Origin of the sequence: Pedobacter sp. SL55 (assembly GCF_026625705.1) — a bacterium.
Taxonomy (GTDB): domain Bacteria; phylum Bacteroidota; class Bacteroidia; order Sphingobacteriales; family Sphingobacteriaceae; genus Pedobacter.
Genome location: NZ_CP113059.1, coordinates 346,896 through 366,285, shown reverse-complemented (window position 1 = coordinate 366,285; position 19,390 = coordinate 346,896). Strand labels below are relative to the sequence as shown.

Annotated in this window: 18 protein-coding genes, 2 tRNA genes and 1 pseudogene; 10 read left to right on the top strand and 11 right to left on the bottom strand. The window is 37.1% G+C overall.

Annotation, left to right across the window (positions count from 1 at the left end; all coding sequences use genetic code 11):
* The first annotated feature begins 297 nt into the window (after nt 1-297).
* Nucleotides 298-1,479 carry a serine hydrolase domain-containing protein gene (locus OVA16_RS01585; RefSeq protein WP_267763165.1) on the top strand — a complete coding sequence of 394 codons (1,182 nt, stop codon included), beginning with the start codon at nt 298-300 and terminating at the stop codon, nt 1,477-1,479.
* A gap of 203 nt (nt 1,480-1,682) precedes the next feature.
* Entirely contained in the window at nt 1,683-2,867 is a 1,185-nt protein-coding gene (locus OVA16_RS01580; RefSeq protein ID WP_267763164.1) for an MFS transporter, read from the top strand.
* Between the two features lie 193 nt (nt 2,868-3,060).
* Here OVA16_RS01580 and OVA16_RS01575 read toward each other — a convergent pair whose 3' ends face one another.
* From OVA16_RS01575 to OVA16_RS01540, 8 genes and pseudogenes are all read right to left on the bottom strand, one after another.
* Nucleotides 3,061-3,615, bottom strand: coding sequence for a hypothetical protein (locus tag OVA16_RS01575; RefSeq protein ID WP_267763163.1), 555 nt, complete (start codon nt 3,613-3,615; stop codon nt 3,061-3,063).
* Nucleotides 3,597-3,782, bottom strand: coding sequence for an RNA polymerase sigma factor (locus tag OVA16_RS01570; RefSeq protein WP_267763162.1), 186 nt, complete (start codon nt 3,780-3,782; stop codon nt 3,597-3,599). Before OVA16_RS01570 ends, OVA16_RS01575 begins: the two co-directional genes overlap by 19 nt.
* Before the next feature lie 22 nt (nt 3,783-3,804).
* Complete coding sequence (locus OVA16_RS01565) at nt 3,805-4,083, bottom strand: RNA polymerase sigma factor (protein WP_267763161.1); 279 nt, start codon at nt 4,081-4,083, stop codon at nt 3,805-3,807.
* Nucleotides 4,084-4,204: 121 nt separating this feature from the next.
* Nucleotides 4,205-4,399, bottom strand: a complete 195-nt coding sequence (locus OVA16_RS01560) for a hypothetical protein (RefSeq protein ID WP_267763160.1) — start codon at nt 4,397-4,399, stop codon at nt 4,205-4,207.
* A gap of 586 nt (nt 4,400-4,985) precedes the next feature.
* Nucleotides 4,986-8,158: pseudogene (locus OVA16_RS01555) on the bottom strand (efflux RND transporter permease subunit).
* An 84-nt stretch (nt 8,159-8,242) separates the two neighbouring features.
* Nucleotides 8,243-9,310 (bottom strand): efflux RND transporter periplasmic adaptor subunit, encoded by a 1,068-nt coding sequence (locus tag OVA16_RS01550; RefSeq protein ID WP_267763159.1) that lies wholly within the window; start codon nt 9,308-9,310, stop codon nt 8,243-8,245.
* 32 nt (nt 9,311-9,342) lie between these two features.
* Nucleotides 9,343-10,683, bottom strand: coding sequence for a TolC family protein (locus OVA16_RS01545; protein ID WP_267763158.1), 1,341 nt, complete (start codon nt 10,681-10,683; stop codon nt 9,343-9,345).
* Nucleotides 10,684-10,722: 39 nt separating this feature from the next.
* Nucleotides 10,723-11,358, bottom strand: a complete 636-nt coding sequence (locus OVA16_RS01540) for a TetR/AcrR family transcriptional regulator (protein ID WP_267763157.1) — start codon at nt 11,356-11,358, stop codon at nt 10,723-10,725.
* Nucleotides 11,359-11,556: 198 nt separating this feature from the next.
* On the opposite strand from OVA16_RS01540, the gene murB reads away from it, so the two are divergent.
* The 4 genes from murB to OVA16_RS01520 all read left to right on the top strand — a co-directional run bounded on the left by murB (nt 11,557) and on the right by OVA16_RS01520 (nt 14,287).
* Nucleotides 11,557-12,570 carry a UDP-N-acetylmuramate dehydrogenase gene (gene murB, locus OVA16_RS01535; protein ID WP_267763156.1) on the top strand — a complete coding sequence of 338 codons (1,014 nt, stop codon included), beginning with the start codon at nt 11,557-11,559 and terminating at the stop codon, nt 12,568-12,570.
* Nucleotides 12,571-12,720: 150 nt separating this feature from the next.
* Nucleotides 12,721-13,236: an RNA polymerase sigma factor gene (locus OVA16_RS01530; RefSeq protein WP_267763155.1), complete on the top strand. Its 516-nt coding sequence runs from the start codon at nt 12,721-12,723 to the stop codon at nt 13,234-13,236.
* A gap of 131 nt (nt 13,237-13,367) precedes the next feature.
* Nucleotides 13,368-14,045, top strand: a complete 678-nt coding sequence (locus OVA16_RS01525; RefSeq protein WP_267763154.1) for a lycopene cyclase domain-containing protein — start codon at nt 13,368-13,370, stop codon at nt 14,043-14,045.
* Nucleotides 14,045-14,287 carry a cytochrome b5 domain-containing protein gene (locus tag OVA16_RS01520; protein ID WP_267763153.1) on the top strand — a complete coding sequence of 81 codons (243 nt, stop codon included), beginning with the start codon at nt 14,045-14,047 and terminating at the stop codon, nt 14,285-14,287. The genes OVA16_RS01525 and OVA16_RS01520 overlap by 1 nt, the downstream gene beginning before the upstream one ends.
* Before the next feature lie 60 nt (nt 14,288-14,347).
* On the opposite strand, the gene OVA16_RS01515 is transcribed toward OVA16_RS01520, so the two are convergent.
* Nucleotides 14,348-15,268: a PfkB family carbohydrate kinase gene (locus OVA16_RS01515; RefSeq protein ID WP_267763152.1), complete on the bottom strand. Its 921-nt coding sequence runs from the start codon at nt 15,266-15,268 to the stop codon at nt 14,348-14,350.
* 132 nt (nt 15,269-15,400) lie between these two features.
* Between OVA16_RS01515 and OVA16_RS01510 the strand changes: the two genes are divergently transcribed.
* Together OVA16_RS01510 and OVA16_RS01505 are read left to right on the top strand one after the other, a co-directional pair.
* Nucleotides 15,401-15,474, top strand: a tRNA-Asn gene (locus tag OVA16_RS01510).
* A 64-nt stretch (nt 15,475-15,538) separates the two neighbouring features.
* Nucleotides 15,539-15,612: transfer RNA gene (locus OVA16_RS01505), tRNA-Asn, on the top strand.
* Between the two features lie 167 nt (nt 15,613-15,779).
* Here the strand turns inward: OVA16_RS01505 and OVA16_RS01500 are convergent.
* On the bottom strand, nt 15,780-16,733 hold the full coding sequence (locus OVA16_RS01500; protein ID WP_267758925.1) for a transposase: 954 nt from the start codon (nt 16,731-16,733) through the stop codon (nt 15,780-15,782).
* Nucleotides 16,734-16,762: 29 nt separating this feature from the next.
* A complete protein-coding gene (locus OVA16_RS01495; RefSeq protein ID WP_267758921.1) occupies nt 16,763-17,104 on the bottom strand; it encodes a hypothetical protein in 342 nt (113 codons plus the stop codon).
* A 466-nt stretch (nt 17,105-17,570) separates the two neighbouring features.
* On the opposite strand from OVA16_RS01495, the gene OVA16_RS01490 reads away from it, so the two are divergent.
* Complete coding sequence (locus tag OVA16_RS01490) at nt 17,571-18,590, top strand: hypothetical protein (protein WP_267763151.1); 1,020 nt, start codon at nt 17,571-17,573, stop codon at nt 18,588-18,590.
* A 186-nt stretch (nt 18,591-18,776) separates the two neighbouring features.
* Nucleotides 18,777-19,169: a hypothetical protein gene (locus OVA16_RS01485; RefSeq protein ID WP_267763150.1), complete on the top strand. Its 393-nt coding sequence runs from the start codon at nt 18,777-18,779 to the stop codon at nt 19,167-19,169.
* The last annotated feature ends 221 nt before the right edge of the window (nt 19,170-19,390 follow it).

The following is a 19,390-nucleotide window of genomic DNA, read 5'->3' as shown; positions in this document are numbered from 1 at the left end:
CAGCGGTTACATCTGCGGAAATCAGCGGGAATATTTAATTTATTGTTAAATTTCCCCATCTCAGGCTTAATTTTCTTCCTTTCTTAAGGATTTCATTTTTGAGGGCGATATATACTTTTTTGCTTGGTTTTCTCCCGCAGATGCACGCTGATTTACTCCGCAGATTTTCACAGATTTTAATGGTTAATTTCTTCTTAACTCAGCGGTTTCATCTGCGAAAATCTTCGGGATATCTTTTTAACGTAAATATTTTACCACACAACACATCCTTAACATCACTTTCGTATTTTAGTGACAATGAAGAACATTTTTCTACTCGGTGTCATTTTACTATTCCTTTCTGCTTGTGTACCTATTAAAGCAGTACGATATTTAATCCCCGGTTTGGGCGATAGTGCAAAGTTTGAAAATGTAACGATTCAAAAGTCAACCACGCCATTTTACTTTAAAAGGAACTTAGGAAACCAAGCATACAATTCCTTAAAAGCACACTTAGATACTTCTTTAATTGGCACTAAAACTAATGTTTTTTTAGTAATCAAAAACGATAGCGTCATTTATCAGCATTTATCCGAAGGCAATACCTTAGCCGCAAGGCAACCCAGTTTTTCGATGGCTAAATCTTTTGTGGGGACTTTAATAGGAATTTCTATTGATAAAGGAGAAATCAAATCTGCAGATGAACTGGTAATAAATTATTTGCCAGAATTAGCCAAAAACGATGAAAGGTTTAAACGTTTAACTATACAACATGTGTTGGATATGCGCAGTGGTTTCGACTTTAAGGAGCGCTCTTTCAGTCCTTTTTCGCAGATTACCCGTAGTTACTATGGGGCAGATTTAAAAAAGATTGTAGGAAAATTGAAGTTTAAAAGCGAACCTGGAAAGGTTTTCGAATATCAGAGCATCAATACCCAAATACTTGCTTTTGTTTTAGAGAAAGCTACGGGCAAAGGTTTGCAAGAATTAATGCAGGAGCGTTTGTGGAAACCCCTAGGGGCAGAGAGCAATGCACTTTGGAGTTTGGATAAAGCAGATCACATCAAGGCGTTTTGCTGTATCAGTGCTACGGCTTTAGATTTTGCAAAAATTGGCAGATTGTATCTTAATGGTGGCAATTGGGAAGGAAAACAGTTGGTTTCTAAAAAGTGGGTAGATCTCACTACCAATCCAGATACTTTAACAAAACTAAGGTATAAGAACCAATTTTGGGGCACTAGAGATTTCAAGTTTTTTAAAGATTCGATAAGTGCAGCAAATTCGTTGGATAAAGAAGGTTTGAAATATCCAGTAGAGAGAAATCCAGATGGAAGATATTTCTATGCCAAAAAAGTTTACGACTATAAAGCACAGGGAATGTTTGGACAATCAGTTTATGTCAATCCGCAAAATAAAGTGATCATTGTGCGTTTAGGCGATAGACAGAAGAAATTGAATTTTCACAGTTTTGTGCAGACAATAGGGAGAGGGATTAAGTAAGATTAAGTTTTGTAAACACCCCTCCCGTTGGGCACCCCTCTAAAAAGAAGGGAATGTTAGCTGCTATCTTTTAGCTTTGTGCTTTTCACTTTCAGCTTCTAAAGTAATCTCAATGTTAAATATAAAAAGAGTAGGAGAGGGATAACGACATTGTCTTTGCTTTTACAGACCTTTGCTGCAAATTTAATCCCCGTCGTTCTTTCATGTCAACAATTGCAGACAGTTCATATTCAACCATTAAAGAAACCTCTAAATATAGTAGAAAAACCATCCGCTTAGCAGTATCGCTTTTTTACTTTGGCCAAGGTTTGGTATTTGCTAGTTGGGCAAGCCGTATTCCAGATTTGAAAGCTGCTTTAAATCTTTCTGACGCCGCTTTAGGAATTATTTTATTGGCGCTCCCTATTGGTCAATTAATTACCATGCCGCTTTCTGGGCGATTGGTGGCTATTTACGGCAGCAAGAGAATCCTCACTTTAGCAACGCCTCTTTATGCGCTTTGTTTAACTAATTTGGCTTTAGCCACGCATGGTTGGCATTTAGCGTTATTTTTGCTCTTGTTTGGCATATCTGGTAACCTTTGTAATATAGCTTTAAATACGCAGGCTGTTACTGCCGAAGGTCATTATGGAAAGCCAATCATGTCGTCTTTCCATGGTTCGTGGAGTTTGGGCCTATTTACTGGAGCATTGGTAGGCTTGTTAATGATGAATTTACACTTAACTACCAGTACACATTTCTGGATCATTGCTCCCATAGGTTGGGTTCATATTTTTATCAATCATCGTTTTTTGCTCATAGGAAAATCTCCACAGAAAGAGAAGCCAAAGTTTTTACAGAAACCACAAGGCATGCTGATACAGTTAGGAATCATCGCTTTTTGTAGTATGGCAGCCGAAGGTGCAATGATGGATTGGAGCGGCGTTTACTTCAAAGAAATTGTACATTCGCCAGCTAAATGGGTAATTTTAGGTTACGCTTCCTACTCTGCAATGATGACTATTGGACGCTTTATTGGGGATAAATTTATTGCTGCTTACGGACGAAAAACAATGCTGCAATTTTGTGGAGTGCTGGTTTCTGTAGGGATGTTTTTATCCGTGGCATTTCCATATTTGGCTGTAGCAACTTTCGGTTTTATGATGGTCGGTATTGGTGTATCTGTGATCATCCCAATGATTTATACCATTGCCGGTAATAACGATAAAATGCCTTCTAGCTTAGCTATTGCGATGGTTTCGAGTATTGGCTATTTTGGTTTTTTAATGGGGCCGCCATTAATTGGCTACATTTCCGAGTTGTTTAACCTTCGTTATTCATTTGCTGTAGTAGGTTGTTTCGGTATTTTGATTAGTTTGTTGGTAAGTAAAATTAGAGCGATAAAATAGGGATTAGGTATCAGGTGTTAGGAATTAGTCTTGACGTTTAGCTTTATAGCCTCCACGTCATTGCCAGCTTGACTGGCAATCGTAATGCGATAAAAGGTTAAAATTTATATATCTATCGCTTTAAGGTTTACGCCTGCTCCGATATAATTGGAGGGAATGACCAAATGTTTAAGGTTAACCGTAGAACCAGTTTTTAAATAGCATAACTTTTAAACTCTTTTAATATCAACTGCAATCTGTTTATCCTTTTAGACCAAATACGATAAAGGAGCCCTAGCTGTACACTAAAAATTATTAAAATAGCAGCTAAAACCCAAAATTTGCTTATCGAAAAGTTGATATTGTAAGTAAAGAAGGCAACCACTCCAATTGCAAAAAATGCTCTGGCTAATATCACTTCCATTCTGTAAGATTTTAACTTGGTGGCGAAACCTTCCAAATCGTTATTAAGGTTGGTGCTGCTTCTAAAACTACTTTGCATCAAAAAGCCTTTATAGCCAAAAATTAATTGGATGAGTATGGCGGTAATAAGAATTAGGTTAGTGGCTAGCGGCTTGGTTTGGCCATCAAACATAGTGAAATAGCAAAATAGAAATGCTGTAAAGCCCAATAGCTCTATGGTAATTTGTTTTTTAATTGATGTTAAAACAGGGTGGCTATTTTGCTTCAACATAAGGTTTAACTCCTCTTTGTTTTTTTGAGGTGTTGAAATGTCCTGCCAAACTGATTTTAAATTATCTGTTTCCATTGTTTTAAAATTTGATGTAGCTTATTTTTAATTCGATTGATTTTAACGCCCACATTATTTTCACTAATGCCAATTATTTCTGCAATTTCTAGGTAGCTCATTTCTTCCAAGTAAAGTGCAATAATTGCTCGTTCGCCTTCGTTAAGTTGCTTAATTGCTGCAATCAATTGCTGTTTTTGCTCGTCTATTTCATTTGTGCTTAAAAATTGTATCTGGCAAAACTTCCACAAAATCTATTGTTGGTCTTCTTTTTCTAAATGAGCTAATGGCGGTATTTAACGCAATGCGATAAAGCCAGGTACTAAATTTAGAGTCGCCTCTAAATGTTGCGTAGCCCTTCCAAGCGTGATAGGTAATCTCTTGAAACAAATCTTCATAGTCTTCCTTCTGGTTGCAATAGATACTACATACCTTGCCAATTATACCTTGGTTGGCAGAAAGCAACTGAAGAAATTCTATTTCGCTCATTAGTTAAAGTAGTGGTTTTCACAAATCGTGATTGTGAGGTACGAAGCAATCTTACAACGATTATAATTTTTATTGCTTTAAGATTACTTCGTACCTCACAATGACGAAAGAACGCAAATTATTATTTCTGTATCGATTTTATTTTTTCGTTTAAGAATTGCAGGCTATCTAAAATAACGATTTGTTTTTGCTCTAGTGCATCTATTCTTTCAGATAGTTCTTGGTCTCTTAGTTGTGCTCTGCCATCAGGCGATGATGTTTTTCCGCAACTGGTTAACGCCATTGCTGTAATTATAATTACTGCTAATCTTTTCATCTGTATATAATTTGTTCTCAATGGTGATGAAGCTATCAGATTTATTCATCTCAATGGTGTGGTTTGAAAAATCATGATGGTTTCATATGTATAAAGTTTGTTTTTCAATGGTTATGAAGCTATCATGATTTTATTCATTGGTGCCTGTGATTGGCAAAATCATGATGGTTTCATAATTCCTTTTTTAACATTAGTAGCAACTTAGGAGAAATACTTACACTTGCCAGAAAAAAACTTTAATATAGAAAGCAGGCTTGGGTTAACTAAACGGGATTGCAGCAGAAATACTTTTTGCTTGTCAGTCTGAGCCTGTCGAAGACTTTAGCCATAACAATCCTTCGACAAGCTCAGGATGACAAGAGTTAATGGCAGTGCCCACAACAAAAAGATTGTAGCGTAAAGCCCGGCTAGCTTTTAAACGAAGCTGATGGTTTTGATTTTCTAAATAATACAGCAGAGCTGTCTTATGGCATTAATATTCCAAACTAAATTTGGAATGACGCTTTTGCGAGCGGTTGGGCGAATTAAAAAATCCCGATAACGTAATGCTATCGGGACTGGCTTTATTGTGTGTTGGGAAAAATGCTTAGTGGTGTTGTTCCCACTCGTTCACATCTTTGTGATCGTAGGGTTCTACCATTAATTCTTCAATGGTTTGTACTTTTTTGTTAAACCCAAACCTCTCTAAAATATTATCGAAGATTTGGTACATTACTGGTACAACCACCAATGTAAGGAAGAGCGAACTGGTTAACCCGCCAATAATTACCCATGCCAAACCGTTTTTCCAGTCGGCACCGGCACCACTTGCCAATGCAATAGGCAACATACCAATTACCATGGCAATGGTGGTCATTAAAATTGGACGTAAACGAGCGTGGTTGGCTAAAATTAAAGCTTCGTGAGTTGTTTTACCTTGCGCTTTCATTTGGTTGGTAAAATCTACCAAGATAATCGCATTCTTAGCTACTAGACCCATTAGCATAATAAAACCAAGGATGGTAAAGATACCCAAAGCGTTATTGGTTAACGCCAAGGCAAGTAAGGCGCCAATTAATGCTAGCGGTAAAGAGAACATTACCACAAACGGATAAACAAAACTATCATAAAGTGCCACCATAATTAAGTAAACCAAGATAATTGCAGCTAGTAAGGCAATACCTAAAGTACCAAAACCTTCGCTTTGGTTTTCTTGATCGCCCGACCAGAAGAAACTAACACCTGCGGGCAATTTCATTTTATCTAACTCCGTTTGGAAATTAGCAACCACGGTACCTGTTGGTATTCCTACAGTTTGTGCCTGCACGGTTACCGAGGTAGATTTGTTTAAACGCTCTAACAAACTTGGGCCAGAACCTTCTCTAATGTCGGCAAATTGAGAAAGTTTAATTTGTTGCCCCATTTGGTTAACGAAGATCAAATTACGTACGTCATCAATATCTTTACGATTAAAATCCTGATACTGGATGTTGATGTCATATTCATACTCACCTTGACGGAATTTGCCATCTGTATTTCCAGCAAAGGCTGTTTGCATGGTTGTACCTATGGTTTGCAAGTTTAATCCTAAGGCCGACATCTTATCTCTATCAACTTTTACGTTAATTTCTGGTGTTCCTTTTTCTACCGAAAGCTTGGTTTGTGTAGCACCAGGAATTTTTGCCAATACTTTTTCTGCTCTTTCGGCCACCGCTAAAACAGTATCTAATTCGGGTCCCATTACTACCAGTTGGATTGGTGCATTATCTGCAGTTCCTAAAATACCGATTGGAACGGTTTTAATTTTAGCGCCTACCAACACTTTTTCTAACTCGCGAGTGTAGGTGGTAGAAATGATATCAGAAGAAACATTGCCTCGTTCTGGTTTGTCTTTTAACTTAACGTTAATTTCTGATTTATAAGCGGTTGCTGTAGTAGCTCCCATGTTTCCGCTAGATTGACCAACAGTGGTAATCATTTGAATTACATCTTTTTGACCACTTAAATAGTTCTCTGCCTTTTGCGTATACAAGTTGGTTTGCTCTAAAGAAGCGTCTTTTGGCATCTCAATTTGTAGCAAGAACTCACCTTTATCAGATTTAGGGAAAAACTCGAAACCAATATATCCGCCAGCTAATAAACCACATGAAGATAGCAGTAATAAAACCATGGATACCAATGTAATGGCTTTGTGTTTAAGTGTCCATTCTAATAATTTGGTAATCCATCTGGTAAATTTTGCCAATTGTTTCTCGAACCAAAGGATGAATTTGCCAAATGCGTTTTTACCTTCTATTTTCTCTAATTTACCAAAGCGAGAGAAAATTAATGGTACAATAGTAAATGAAGCAACTAACGATAATAATGTTGCAATAATTACCACCACACAGAACTGGCGTAAAATGTTAGCCACCATACCCGTACTCACTGCGATTGGGAAAAATACTACCACAATTACGAAAGTGATGGATACTACGGTAAAACCGATTTCACGAGTACCATCTATAGCGGCACGTACTCGGTTTTTACCCATTTCCATGTGGCGTTGGATGTTTTCTAAAACCACAATCGCATCATCTACCAAGATACCTACAACAAGAGATAAACCAAGTAGAGACATTAAGTTTAACGAATAACCAAATAATGAAATACCGATAAACGTAGCAATTAACGATGCTGGAATGGAAACCATTACAATAATTGCATTACGCAAGCTATGTAAGAAGAAAAGCATTACTACAGCTACCAAAACTACCGCTAACATTAAATCGTGGATTACTGCATCGGCAGATTGTAATGTGTAAACAGAACTATCGTTTACAATCTTGATATCTAAATTGATGTCTTTGTAATCAGTTTTTAGTTTTTCGATGATGGCTTTTGTGCCTTCACTTACGGTTACCGCATTGGCATCACTCTGTTTAATAATTTGTAAAGCAATAGAGTTTGCTCTGTTGATACGGGCAATTTTCTCTGTTTCCTTTTGTGTATCCTGAACATCGGCAATATCGCCTAAACGAATTTGTGCGCCATCTTTTCCGGTAGAAACTACTAGGTTACGCATCTCATCTATACTTGCGTACTTACCAGATAAACGTACCAAAATGTCTTGCTCTTTGGTTTTTACACTACCCGTAGGGAAATCTAAGTTAGAAGCCAAAATTGCTTGTTGCACAGCGGGTACAGATAAGCCGTAACCCTGCATTTTTTTAGCATCTAAGCCTACTTTAATTTCACGCTCTGAACCACCAATTAAATTTACTTGTGCCACACCAGATACACGAGAAATGATTGGAGCAATACGTTTGTCCATCAAATCGTAGAACGAAATATCGTCTAAGTTACCCGATGCAGACATCGTAATTACAGGGAAATCATCTAACGAGAATTTACTCAATGATGGCTGTTTTACATCGTCTGGTAAATCTGCCAAGATGGCGTTTACTTTTCTTTGTGCATCGTTAAGGGCAATATCTATTTCGGCTTTGTCGGTAAGGGTAATTACCACAACCGATAAACTTTCGTAAGAACTGGCGTTAATTTTTTTAATGTTCTCCATCGAAGATACTGCATCTTCAATTTTCTTGGTTACAGTAAGCTTTCTACTTCGTTTGGCGAAGCACCAGGGTAAATAGTAGAGATAGATACTACGTTAGAAGTGAACTTTGGTAAAAGCTCGTATCCTAACGAGAAATAACTCAATAAACCCATCAAGGTTAGTGCGGTAAATACCACAATTACCAAAGAAGGTCTTTTTATGGATATGTCAGTAATTTTCATCTTTTTTTCAGTATTGCGTATTGCGTATTAAGTATTGGGATTTGAATGTGTCTCAATACTCATATCTCAATACTCACATCTAACTTATTTTATAATCGTAACCGGCGTACCTTCTGTTAAGTTAATTTGGCCACTTGTAATTACAGTTTCGCCTTCTTTTAAGCCGCTTAAAATTTCTACGTTATCTCCCAAAATACGACCAGATACTACTTTACGAGTTTCTGCAGTATTTTTCTCTTTGTTAAGTACATAAACTTCGTTGCTGCTTACACTACCCACAAAAGAAGTACGGGGTACCAAAATTGCTGGCGCTTGTTTAGGGAACTTGAACAACGCTGTGCCATACATTCCAGCTTTTAGGCTGTTTTTTATGTTGTTGCTTACTTCAATCTCGATAGGGAAGTTTAAAGTTTCGTCAGCTTTTGGAGCAATAAAAGTTACTTTTCCAGAAAATTTCTCATTAGGGAAAACCGAAGATTGGATTTGCACAGCATCACCGTTTTTCAAGTTAGCTACCTGCGCTTCGTTTACATTTACTTTCAGTTTCAATTTAGAAACATCTACCAGCTCGAATAATTGAGTTCCTTGTGCGGTTACAAAAGCACCAACTTCTATGTATTTTTTATTTACAATTCCGTTAATTGGAGATTTGATATTCGCATCGCTCAATCTTCTTTGTGAAGCTTGTAAGCGTAATTTGGCATTTTGGGTAGCTAATTTAGCTTGATCTAACTGTTGTTGGGTAACACCGCCAGTAGCGTAAGAACTTTGGTATCTAGCCTCGTCTTTTAGTGCATTTTGGTAAGTAGCTTCTGCAGTTTCTCTATCTGTATTGATAATTTCTGCATCTATGCGTGCTAAAACTTGTCCTTTGCTTACTCTATCGCCTTCTGATACGTAGATTTTACTTACACGGCCAGCGTTTTCTGATAAAAAATTTAGTTCTTGGTTTGCGGCAAAGTTTCCGTTTGCGGTAAAGTCTAAGTTAATTTCCTTGCGTTCTACATTGGCAACTTTTACAGCAACAGCACCACTACCTTTAGCAATAAAGTCGGTAGTTTCCTGCGCTTTTTTCTTGTTGTTGTTTAATACATAGCCAATTGCAGCTAAAACTACAACTACTACAATAATTATGGTGATTACTCTTTTCATTTTATTTGACGTTATTTCTTCTATATTTTGGTTTATTGGGCTAAGGTGTTGATTTCGCCTTTAGATTTCATCAACTGTATTTCTGCAATTTTGTAGTTCAATAATGCTTGTGTGTAGCTATTTTGAGCCTGTGTCAAAGCATTTTCGGTATCTAAAAGATCGGTTAATGAAGCCAATCCGTTGTTGTAGTTGTTTTGCGTGCTTACATAGATTTCTCTTGCCAACTCAGCATTTTTCTTTTGAGAATTGATGGTGTTGATACTATTTCTCAACTGGATTTTAGCATTCTCATAAGCCATGTTCAATGAATTGGTTGTTTCTCTGCGGTCAACTTCGTATTGTTTAATTTCTACATCTGCTTGTCTCACTTTAGAACGAGTTAAAAAGCCGTTGAAGATTGGAATACGCAAAGTTAAGCCAATTGCAGAAGCATCAAAACCAATGGCATTACGGTTAGAAGTTAAAAAATCGAAACCATTTGATTGACTGTTATAGTTGTAGTTTGCAGTTAATGCAAGCGTAGGGTAGTATTCCGAAACGTATGCTTTACGTTGTAGGTTCAACAATTTGCCTTGCACATCCAATAATTTCATTTCTGTTCTCGATGCTAAATTTACGGTGTCTGCCAAAAGTGGGTTTTGGTTAACTTCGGTTAGTTCAGAAGGAGGAAGTGTAATTGGCGTATAAACAGACATTCCCATAGCAAACTTCAATTGGTTTTCTAGCATGGTAATGCCATTTTCGGCCTCTGCTCTTTGTGTAGTTAAATTGGTTAAATTAACTTTGATACGGTCAACATCAATTTTTTTCGCTAATCCATTTTGATATTGGTTAGCAATAATTTTCTCCACTACTTTTACATTTTTGATATTGGTATCAATTACGTTTAATTGTTGTTTATTTACCAATACCTGATAATAATTGTTGGCTACCTGCTCAATTACCTGCTCTTGCGTAAGCTGCGCATTTAATCTGTAATAGGCTTCGCTAGATTTGGCGGCTTGCAAACCGGTAAATACCTGTTGGTTAAACAATTGCTGCGATAGCTGAACTCCGGCAACTGATACCCAAGACTGTCCCATTGGAAACGATTGGGTTGTGCCATTAAAATTGGCAACCAACTGACCAATAATTGCATTATAAGTTAAACCTGCATTCCCTGTAATTTGTGGTAGCGCTTGTGCTCTTACTTCTTGTGTTTTAAATTTGCCCTTATCAATTTCTAAAACAGCTTTTTTTGCAGCAGCATTGTTTTCTAAAGCATATTTCAACGCATCTTTTAACGTTATTGGCTGTTGGGCAACACTTAGCGCTGGCAAACCAATGCCAATCATTAGCATTACAATAAGGTTTGCCGATTTTATTTTAAACATAGTTGATATAATTATTTTTTTGGTTAATTCGTTTAAATGTTAGTCGTTTGTGAGTTCCTTTTTATTTAAAAGTTCTTCGTCGTATTTATGGATTAACTTAATGCCTTCATTGTTACAAATCCCGAACAAAAAGTGACGCGTTATTTCAACCATAATGTTCGATAAGCTGTTTTTGTTGGTGTCGTAATGGCCATTTTGTGTAAAAACCACATCCACTTGGTCTAACCTCATTCTTGTGATAATTTCTACGTTAATTTCTTTCCTGTAAAATCCTTCCTTAATTCCTCTTTCTAGATTTTCCAGTATTTTTTTGCCAATTTCCTTTTCCTTAAAGGCAATGAATTTTAACCAAGCTTCCTGATGGTATTTTTGTAAGTCATAAAAAAGCATTGGATTCATGGTGGCTAAAAAGTAATCCATATCTTGCATTCCTAGATATAGCTCTTGTACTGCATTTTCAGACTTTGCAAAACAATCATTCATCTGTAGATCCTGATTTACTATTCTATCCTTGATCAAGATATTGATGAGTTCGTTCTTATCTTTAAAATTTTGATAGATTGTTTTTTTTGATATGCCCAAATGTTTGGCAATATCATCCATCGTCACACTTTTAAAGCCGTATTGGCAAAAAAGTTTATCTGCTTCGTTAATAATATAATCTCTTACTTCCACTATTATTTCCTCTCAAAATTCCGTTGCAAAACTATGGAAACTTTTTTTAATCAAAAAGTTTCCAAGCAATTATTTTTTAGTGTAGTAGTAATTTACATTTTAAAGACAAATGTTTTTTGCTCTTACGTTAGTACAGCTAAGCAGGATACTTAGACCAAATTTGTAAATCATTACTACATTTGCAGTAAATATAGCCTTATGCCACTTTTAGAAAATTATGCTTTAACACATCTTAATACATTTAGAATAGCCGTAAAAGCTAAACTCTTTATCGAAATTTTTTCGGAAGCAGAACTAAGCGAAATTTTTTCAAATCCAGTGGTAAAAGAAAATAAACTTTTGATATTGGGCGGAGGTAGCAATATGTTGTTTACCAAAGATTACGATGGTCTTGTTGTAAAAATAAGTATCAAAGGTATTGGAGTTAAAAAAGACGGTAATGATGTTTTGGTAACGGCAGGGGCAGGAGAGGTTTGGGATAGTTTGGTAAAATACTGTGTAGCTAATGGCTATGCAGGTATCGAAAACCTTACGCTTATACCAGGTACGGTTGGTGCATCGCCTATTCAAAATATTGGTGCTTACGGTGTAGAAATTAAAGACGTATTTGAAAGCTGCACTGCCTTTGAAATGGCTACTGGGCAAATCAGAACTTTTTCTAAAGCCGATTGCGAATTTGCTTATCGCGAAAGTGTATTTAAGGGCAAGCTAAAGGGCCAATACATTATTACTTCTGTTACTTATCGTTTATCTAGCATTGCAAAAGTGCAAACTCACTACGGCGCTATCAATACAGAGCTAGAAAGAAGAGGAATTACCACGCCCAGCATTGCAGATGTTTCTGAGGTGGTAGCGGCCATACGGGTAAGTAAATTGCCTGATCCGAGTACCATAGGCAATGCGGGGAGTTTCTTTAAAAATCCTATTGTAGATCAATCGGTATTTGATGTTTTACTGTCGCAATTTCCAGACATGCCACACTACCCAGCTCCAGATGGTAGGGTAAAGTTGGCTGCGGGCTGGCTAATAGAAGCCTGCACATTTAAAGGCGTAGTTGAAGGAAATACCGGGACATGGAAAAACCAAGCTTTGGTATTAGTGAACCATGGCGGCGCTACAGGACAGGAGGTGTATAGATTTTCGGAAAAAATAATCAATGCTGTACAACAAAAATTTGGAGTGATTTTAGAAAGAGAAGTGAATATGTTTTAGTTTAGAGCTTTTTTGCGTGATTTTTCGAAATTTTGAAATTTTACTTAGCATATTTTGTCATTTTGGTATCATAGTTGTGTTAGTGTGTATAACTATAACAGTTGCCTCCCATCTAGCATCTGTTCTTTTTATTAACTAAAAACTAAGAATATGACACAGCTGCAATTTAACGAACAACTAAACGATTACTCTGCCTCATTAAAATCATTTGCTTTAAATTTTACTAAAGACCTAGAAGACGCAAATGACTTGGTGCAAGACACCATGCTTAAAGCTGTAACCTATTATAGTAAGTTTAAAGAAGGTACCAACTTAAAAGGTTGGTTGTTTACCATCATGCGTAATACTTTCATTAATAATTACCGACGTTTGGTAAAAACAAATGCCTTAATTACGCAGAGCGATGATATTACCTATGCTAATTTGCACTACAGTGCCACCAATAATGGTGTAGACAGTAAGTTTGTGCTAAAAGATATCAATAAGGCATTAGATTCTCTGGCGCCAGAATATTATATTCCTTTTATTAAGTATTTCGAAGGCTTTAAATACCATGAAATTGCAGAAGAACTAGACATTCCAATTGGTACTGTAAAAACCAGGATACACGTGGCTAGAGGCCAGTTGAAAAAATACTTGAAAAATTATTCGGTAGACAGAGCGTAATTGACGAAAATAAACAGACGGGCCTTGAGTAATCAAGGCCTGTCTTATTTTTAGACTTTTCGATTTCTTTTGGTAAAAAAGAATGATGCATTCAATAAAAAGTTATTTTTGTGCCCAACATACATCGCATAATGAAGTTTACTTTTCTTTTATTGGCGCTCGGCCCTCTGTTATTGCCTTTGGTTTTCCATCTCGATAAAAAGATATTTAAGAATGACAACTTTAAAGCAGCTTTTGGGGCAAGCCTGGTTTCGGCCATTATATTTTCTGCATTAACGGTGGTATTGCAAATTTTTGGTATCATCACTTTTGCAACAGATAGTACATTGGGGGTAGTTTTTAAAGATGTGCCGCTAGAGCAATACCTACATAATTTTAGCTTTAGTTTTGCTTCGGTTAGTGTATATCAATACTTAAACATCAAATTTCCTGCTAATAACTTGCAGAAATACAGCCTAGCTTTAAGTAATTTATTAATGGGCCTATGTGTAGCGTTTTTATTTTTTGGCTATCCTAAATGGTACACCCTGGGTACTTTCGGCACTTTGTTAATTTTACTGTTTTTAATTGAATATGTAGGCACGTTAAGGTTTATGTATAGGGCGTACAGGGCTTTTGCGTTTATCTTAGCGCCTTTTTGTTTGGTTTACGGACTGCTGTTTTGGAATGGACTGGTTGTAGTAGCTAAACAACAAGTTACAGGAATGCACTTGGCTAAAATTCCGGTAGAAAATCTTTTTATTGCGCTTTCTATGTTGCTGGTAAGTGTGTATATGTTCGAGTTTTTAAAAAGCAAGAAGTTAGCTTAATGGAACTTCCTGTTTACACTAAATCTCAGCTCGCCTTGCGTAACGGGCAAGACAAACCACAAATTTGGGTTGCTTTTAAAGGCATCATTTATAATGTTACCGAAAGCAGATTATGGAAAAACGGCAAACATTATGAGCATTGGGCCGGGCAGGATTTAACTGATGAACTTGCAGATGCCCCACATACCGATACGGTTTTTGAAAAGTTTGAAAAGGTTGGGGTGCTGAGAGTAGAGAGTTAAAGGTATAAAGTTAAAAGTTGGTGCTAAGCTACTTTTAACTTTATACTTTAAGCTTTTAACTTATTGTGTAATTTCGAAACTGCTTAACGATACAAATTGTTGTAGACGGTTAGTGATTTCTTCTTGGCTAAGATCTAACAATCTTTCTGTACCGAATTTCTCTACACAGAAAGAAGCCAGGGCCGAACCGTAGATCAAAGCATTCTTCATGTTGTTGAAATTGATGGTGCCTACTTTTGCCAAATAACCGATAAAACCCCCAGCAAAAGTATCGCCTGCGCCAGTTGGGTCAAAAACATCTGCTAACGGCAATGCTGGTGCAGAGAAGATTTTGTCTTCGTGGAACAATAAAGCACCATGCTCACCTTTTTTAATGATCAGGTATTTTGGTCCCATAGTTAAAATTTTGTTGGCCGCTTTCACTAAAGAGTATTCTCCTGATAGTTGGCGAGCTTCAGAATCGTTAATGGTCAATACATCTACCAATTTAATGGTTTCTAGTAAATCGTCCATCATAATATCCATCCAAAAGTTCATCGTATCTAATACAATGAGTTTGGGACGGTTTTTTAGTCGCTCGATTACCGTACGCTGAATTTGTGGAGTTAGGTTGCCCAGCATTAAATATTCGCAATCTTGGTAACTGTCTGGAATAATTGGATCGAAGTTTTCTAATACATTTAATTCTGTAACTAAAGTATCACGGCTGTTCATATCGTTGTGGTATTTTCCACTCCAAAAAAATGATTTTTCGCCTTCTTTAACTTGCAAGCCTTCCGTATCTACACCGTGATGGTTTAGCTTTTGGATATCTTCTTTTTTGAAATCATCGCCAACTACGGCAACAATTTTTGTTTTATTGTATAGGTAAGAAGCTGCCAAACTTGCAAATGTTGCAGCACCACCAACAATTTTATCTGTTTTTCCGAACGGAGTTTCAATGGCATCAAAAGCCACAGTACCTATGATTATCAGGCTCATATATTATATCTTATGATTTTTATCTTTTTTTTCGCTACAAATATTGCATAAATAATTTAAAAGCCCTAATATTGCATTCCCAAAACGAACAAGGGTGTTTACATCTTTAAAACGTTTTGAGAATACCAGCATTCCTTCTTAGCTCAGCTGGTTAGAGCATCTGACTGTTAATCAGAGGGTCGCTGGTTCGAGCCCAGCAGAGGGAGCAAAAGGCCTTACTTAGTAGGGCTTTTTAATTGAAAAATTGATAACCATCCTTTCGAGGAAAATTCCTTCTTAGCTCAGCTGGTTAGAGCATCTGACTGTTAATCAGAGGGTCGCTGGTTCGAGCCCAGCAGAGGGAGCACAGATTTTCAACTCCGAAAATCATTAAAAAACCCCATTTCTAGTCAATAGGATGGGGTTTTTGTATTTCTAAACTAGGTTTGTTCTAATCTTCATCCATGTTTTTCGTAGTCAATCTATTTCCAATTCAGGGATCAAGCAAATAATCTGGGGGGGGCTAGAAAGATTACGCATATATTTTGGCTAATCTGTACATAAAGAATTCAACATTTCTGACTCCTCTGAATTGAGTTCTTAGTGCTTTGATTTTAGCATTGAACGATTCTGCAGAAGCATTTGTATGCCTGTTGTCAAAGTAGTTCAGGATGGTGTGGTAGTGGTTCTGTATGGTTCTTGCCACGGTTGAAAATGCTTTTATGGCTGATTTTTCAACCTCATCATACCATTTGGCGAGCCTGGTAAAACCGATGCCCTTCTCCTTTGTGTTTGAAAAGATATGAGACAGTTTCCTGCTCAGCCGATAGGCTTTCTCTAATAAGGGATACCTGGCAAACAGCAGCTCTGACCTGTGCTGTTGGGAAGCTGTCCAGTTTGTTTCATCTTTAAATAACAGGTGCCTGCTACGGGCCAGTAATTGCTTTAAACTATCTCCGTTTTCTAATATATCAGGCACATGGGGATGGTTTAGCTGTTTTGCCAGCTCCATTTCACTGTTTTCCTGATCGATAGCTTCCCATCGGTATTGAATGCGGATTTGTTGAACAGCATCTGCTGCAAGCTGCTGCACGTGAAAGCGGTCAGATACCAGTCTTGCCTTGGGGAAGGCACGCCTGGCAATACGCTCCATCGTTGGAGCCAGATCCAAAGTAACCTCCTTTACTTCTTTACGAAGACGATAGGGAATGCGTTCAAGTATAGCAATCACCTGATCGCTGATGGTTCCTTTTACCATAGCCAGTAAAGCACCCTTTTTCCCCTTTGCATCCTTATTGGTGAGTACCGTATAGAGTTCTCCCCGGGACAGGCATACTTCATCCAGGCTTAGGTATTCTCCAATATTTTGTTCGAATAGAACCCAGTGGCCTGCATGAGAACGTTGGTCCCAGTCCATGAAATCACTTAGGTAACGAATATATTGTTCCTGCAACCGCCTGCCATCAAGCCCATACAGCTGACCCAATAGTTTGCAGCTGATAGGATGGTTATCGATCAAATTCTTTTAAAAAAGCAGCGAACTCTGCGGTTAAACGCGTGCCCTCTGCCACCGTATTCCATGAACTGTAAACGGATTCTGCCGGTATCATGGTCATGCCATTTGCGACGGCGAAGATGAAGGAAACAGGCTTTGCCACGCAAGGGAAAATCACGGATAATTGCCTGATCTAAAAATCCTTTGGATTCCAACTTGTGGCTGGCAAATTCCGCAGGTGGAATATTATGCTGGTCAAGAAATAAATGATAACCATCTTCCATCGGTTCGATGCGGATAAGGTCAAAATGTTCGATAAGTTCTGTCGGTAGAAGTAGTTTGAGTAGTTCCTGCTGTTCCAAAAAATAAATCAAGAGTGAACAACAAAAATAAAAATCTAAATGAATCCCCCCAGATTATTTGCTTGATCCGTTTTTGCGTTCTTTACTCCTTGTTAGGGAAGTTGATTGAACAATTAGTTATTTAATCAAATATACTCAAATTTCTCTTATTTTGCTAGCTTTTGTCTCGCTTGCTGTCTCCCTTTTGTCTCAATTATGTGCCTTGAATAGCATTTGTTTAACTATTTGTTGGGATTGCTGTCTCTCATCTCGCCCACCTTATAGACAATCACGTTAATTTGCACTTCTAAGCACTCCTGTTAAACTCTTGTAGAACACTTTCTTGTTTCTAACGGAAAGATTAAGGTAGGTGTTGACTTATCCGGCTCTACCTACTGAGCTAACCACGTAGCAATAGTAAACTGCTTCGCTTCTATCTAAAAAGTTGTACCTTCCCGTTAGTATATAAACCTTGAAATAATTCTGGATGAAACTCAGAGCCGTAGACAATATAATAGAGATTAGACCAAATATTGAGTTTGCTAACAAGCTGATAGCTGAAGAATTGCGGCAAAACAAAATGTATCATAGGCTTCATCCTTCGATTAGAAATGCAATTGGTGATGTTGTAATAGGAAAAGTGCTTCTACAAGAGAAAATGTTGCCTCTGGAGTTTCTAGGAGGTAATGATAAATCACTTAGGTATGACGGAAACATATTATACCTTTACAATGAGTTGAGCGAGAACGTCCAAAAATACTCCAAATGCATACCGTCTCTAAATACCCGGACGATTGACGATATTCTTTTCATTACGTTATTTAGCTGGGGAACTTCTATAGATCCTATGGCTAAAGACGAAAATGAAAAATATCTGGAAGAGCTGATCACCTTATACACTCAGTTAAAGAAAAGAAAAGTGAGTGTGTCTCTTGAAAATATAGATTTTAATCAACTCCCTAAAGATCGGCAAGAAACAATTATTTATAGTGATGAGGTATCAGTTGCAAGTAGAATGGTAGGAGGCCTAAATTTAAATACTCTCGTACATATTCCTTCGGAATATAGCTTAGTTGTAAAAAAGGATAGTGAGGGAGATGCTGAAATTTTCATCCCAAAACGATTATCTGCAAAGTTATACTCAATGATTTTAGAAGAGATTATCGAACAGCATAAAGCTTATGATACTAAATTTTATAAGCGTTTGTCTGACCGTGATTTCAATTTAGATGAACTAGAAGACCGCACCAAACCTAAAGCACTAGAAACAAATCTCCGATTGTTGAATGTAATAGCGATCCAAATAAGCAACTATTTAGATCAAACTAATAAGTTTCAATTGATAGCAGCAGATAAGTATAGGTTTATCTTCTCTTTACTTAAAACATTGAACTTTATTGAGAAGGCGAAAAGCCAACCGGAAAAATACATCAGCAAGCTTTTAGATGACCATAAACCTGAGAAATATGCATCCAAACAGGGGGAAAAGCAGTTTTATAGAAAATAACCCATTATTAAATTAATCTCTTTGATGTTCAGCTTCTTATCTTTTTTATAAAAATAGACTAACGTAACGGGTTTTCCTCCACTACTCTTGTATCAAGCTTTTAGAAAACAATTCAAATCAAGAGCCTGGGAGAAACTTTCTGTGCCCATACTATTGTGAAGTCAGAGAAATAATTTAGATAAAGTCATGATAAGTGACCTTTTAAAAATGGGTTCCGATAAACCCAGAAATAATAGCATCTTTAAAGAAGATAACCCGATGGGTTACTTCACAAAACCAGAGTTTAAGAGCAATCTAGAACTACTAGGCTCTGAACAGACAACACATTATTTGTTAAGAAATCTAGATGATTTCTTTGGTATTGCTAAAGTTGGCTTACCCTTTAACAGAAAACCAAACCATACCATTAATAACGGTATGCATGGTAGTTGGTTATCTACACAAGCGGGTAAAGTCAAAACTAACATTTTTATTGCTCATTTTGGAGAAATGCAACGCTTCATTGACGAGTACGCAGCCGGTAGGCTGAAAATCGACAGGACCCTTGAAGAGTATTATAAGGAGGCTTGCGGGGAGTAATCCAACATTTCCAACGAGGGTAGGCACGTACGTCTACCCTTAATCAAACACATTTATTAACCAATTAGTAATGGCAGTTGAAACTTAGCTATAGGCTATTGTATTGCCCAAAAATCATGAAAATCAATAAAATAAAAGTAGGCTGTGGACGAACTATAAACGAAATAAACTACAGAGTTAACACTATAATCATTAAACCAAATCTTCATGTAAAACAGAAA

Coding starts and splice junctions, on each gene's coding strand:
- OVA16_RS01520 (WP_267763153.1), top strand. CDS start 14,045: ATGGAACTTCCTGTTTACACTAAATCTCAGCTCGCCTTGCGTAACGGG.
- OVA16_RS01515 (WP_267763152.1), bottom strand. CDS start 15,268: ATGAGCCTGATAATCATAGGTACTGTGGCTTTTGATGCCATTGAAACT.
- OVA16_RS01485 (WP_267763150.1), top strand. CDS start 18,777: ATGATAAGTGACCTTTTAAAAATGGGTTCCGATAAACCCAGAAATAAT.
- OVA16_RS01575 (WP_267763163.1), bottom strand. CDS start 3,615: ATGGAAACAGATAATTTAAAATCAGTTTGGCAGGACATTTCAACACCT.
- OVA16_RS01525 (WP_267763154.1), top strand. CDS start 13,368: ATGAAGTTTACTTTTCTTTTATTGGCGCTCGGCCCTCTGTTATTGCCT.
- OVA16_RS01580 (WP_267763164.1), top strand. CDS start 1,683: ATGTCAACAATTGCAGACAGTTCATATTCAACCATTAAAGAAACCTCT.
- OVA16_RS01560 (WP_267763160.1), bottom strand. CDS start 4,399: ATGAAAAGATTAGCAGTAATTATAATTACAGCAATGGCGTTAACCAGT.
- OVA16_RS01565 (WP_267763161.1), bottom strand. CDS start 4,083: ATGAGCGAAATAGAATTTCTTCAGTTGCTTTCTGCCAACCAAGGTATA.
- OVA16_RS01585 (WP_267763165.1), top strand. CDS start 298: ATGAAGAACATTTTTCTACTCGGTGTCATTTTACTATTCCTTTCTGCT.
- OVA16_RS01490 (WP_267763151.1), top strand. CDS start 17,571: ATGAAACTCAGAGCCGTAGACAATATAATAGAGATTAGACCAAATATT.
- murB (WP_267763156.1), top strand. CDS start 11,557: ATGCCACTTTTAGAAAATTATGCTTTAACACATCTTAATACATTTAGA.
- OVA16_RS01545 (WP_267763158.1), bottom strand. CDS start 10,683: ATGTTTAAAATAAAATCGGCAAACCTTATTGTAATGCTAATGATTGGC.
- OVA16_RS01530 (WP_267763155.1), top strand. CDS start 12,721: ATGACACAGCTGCAATTTAACGAACAACTAAACGATTACTCTGCCTCA.
- OVA16_RS01550 (WP_267763159.1), bottom strand. CDS start 9,310: ATGAAAAGAGTAATCACCATAATTATTGTAGTAGTTGTAGTTTTAGCT.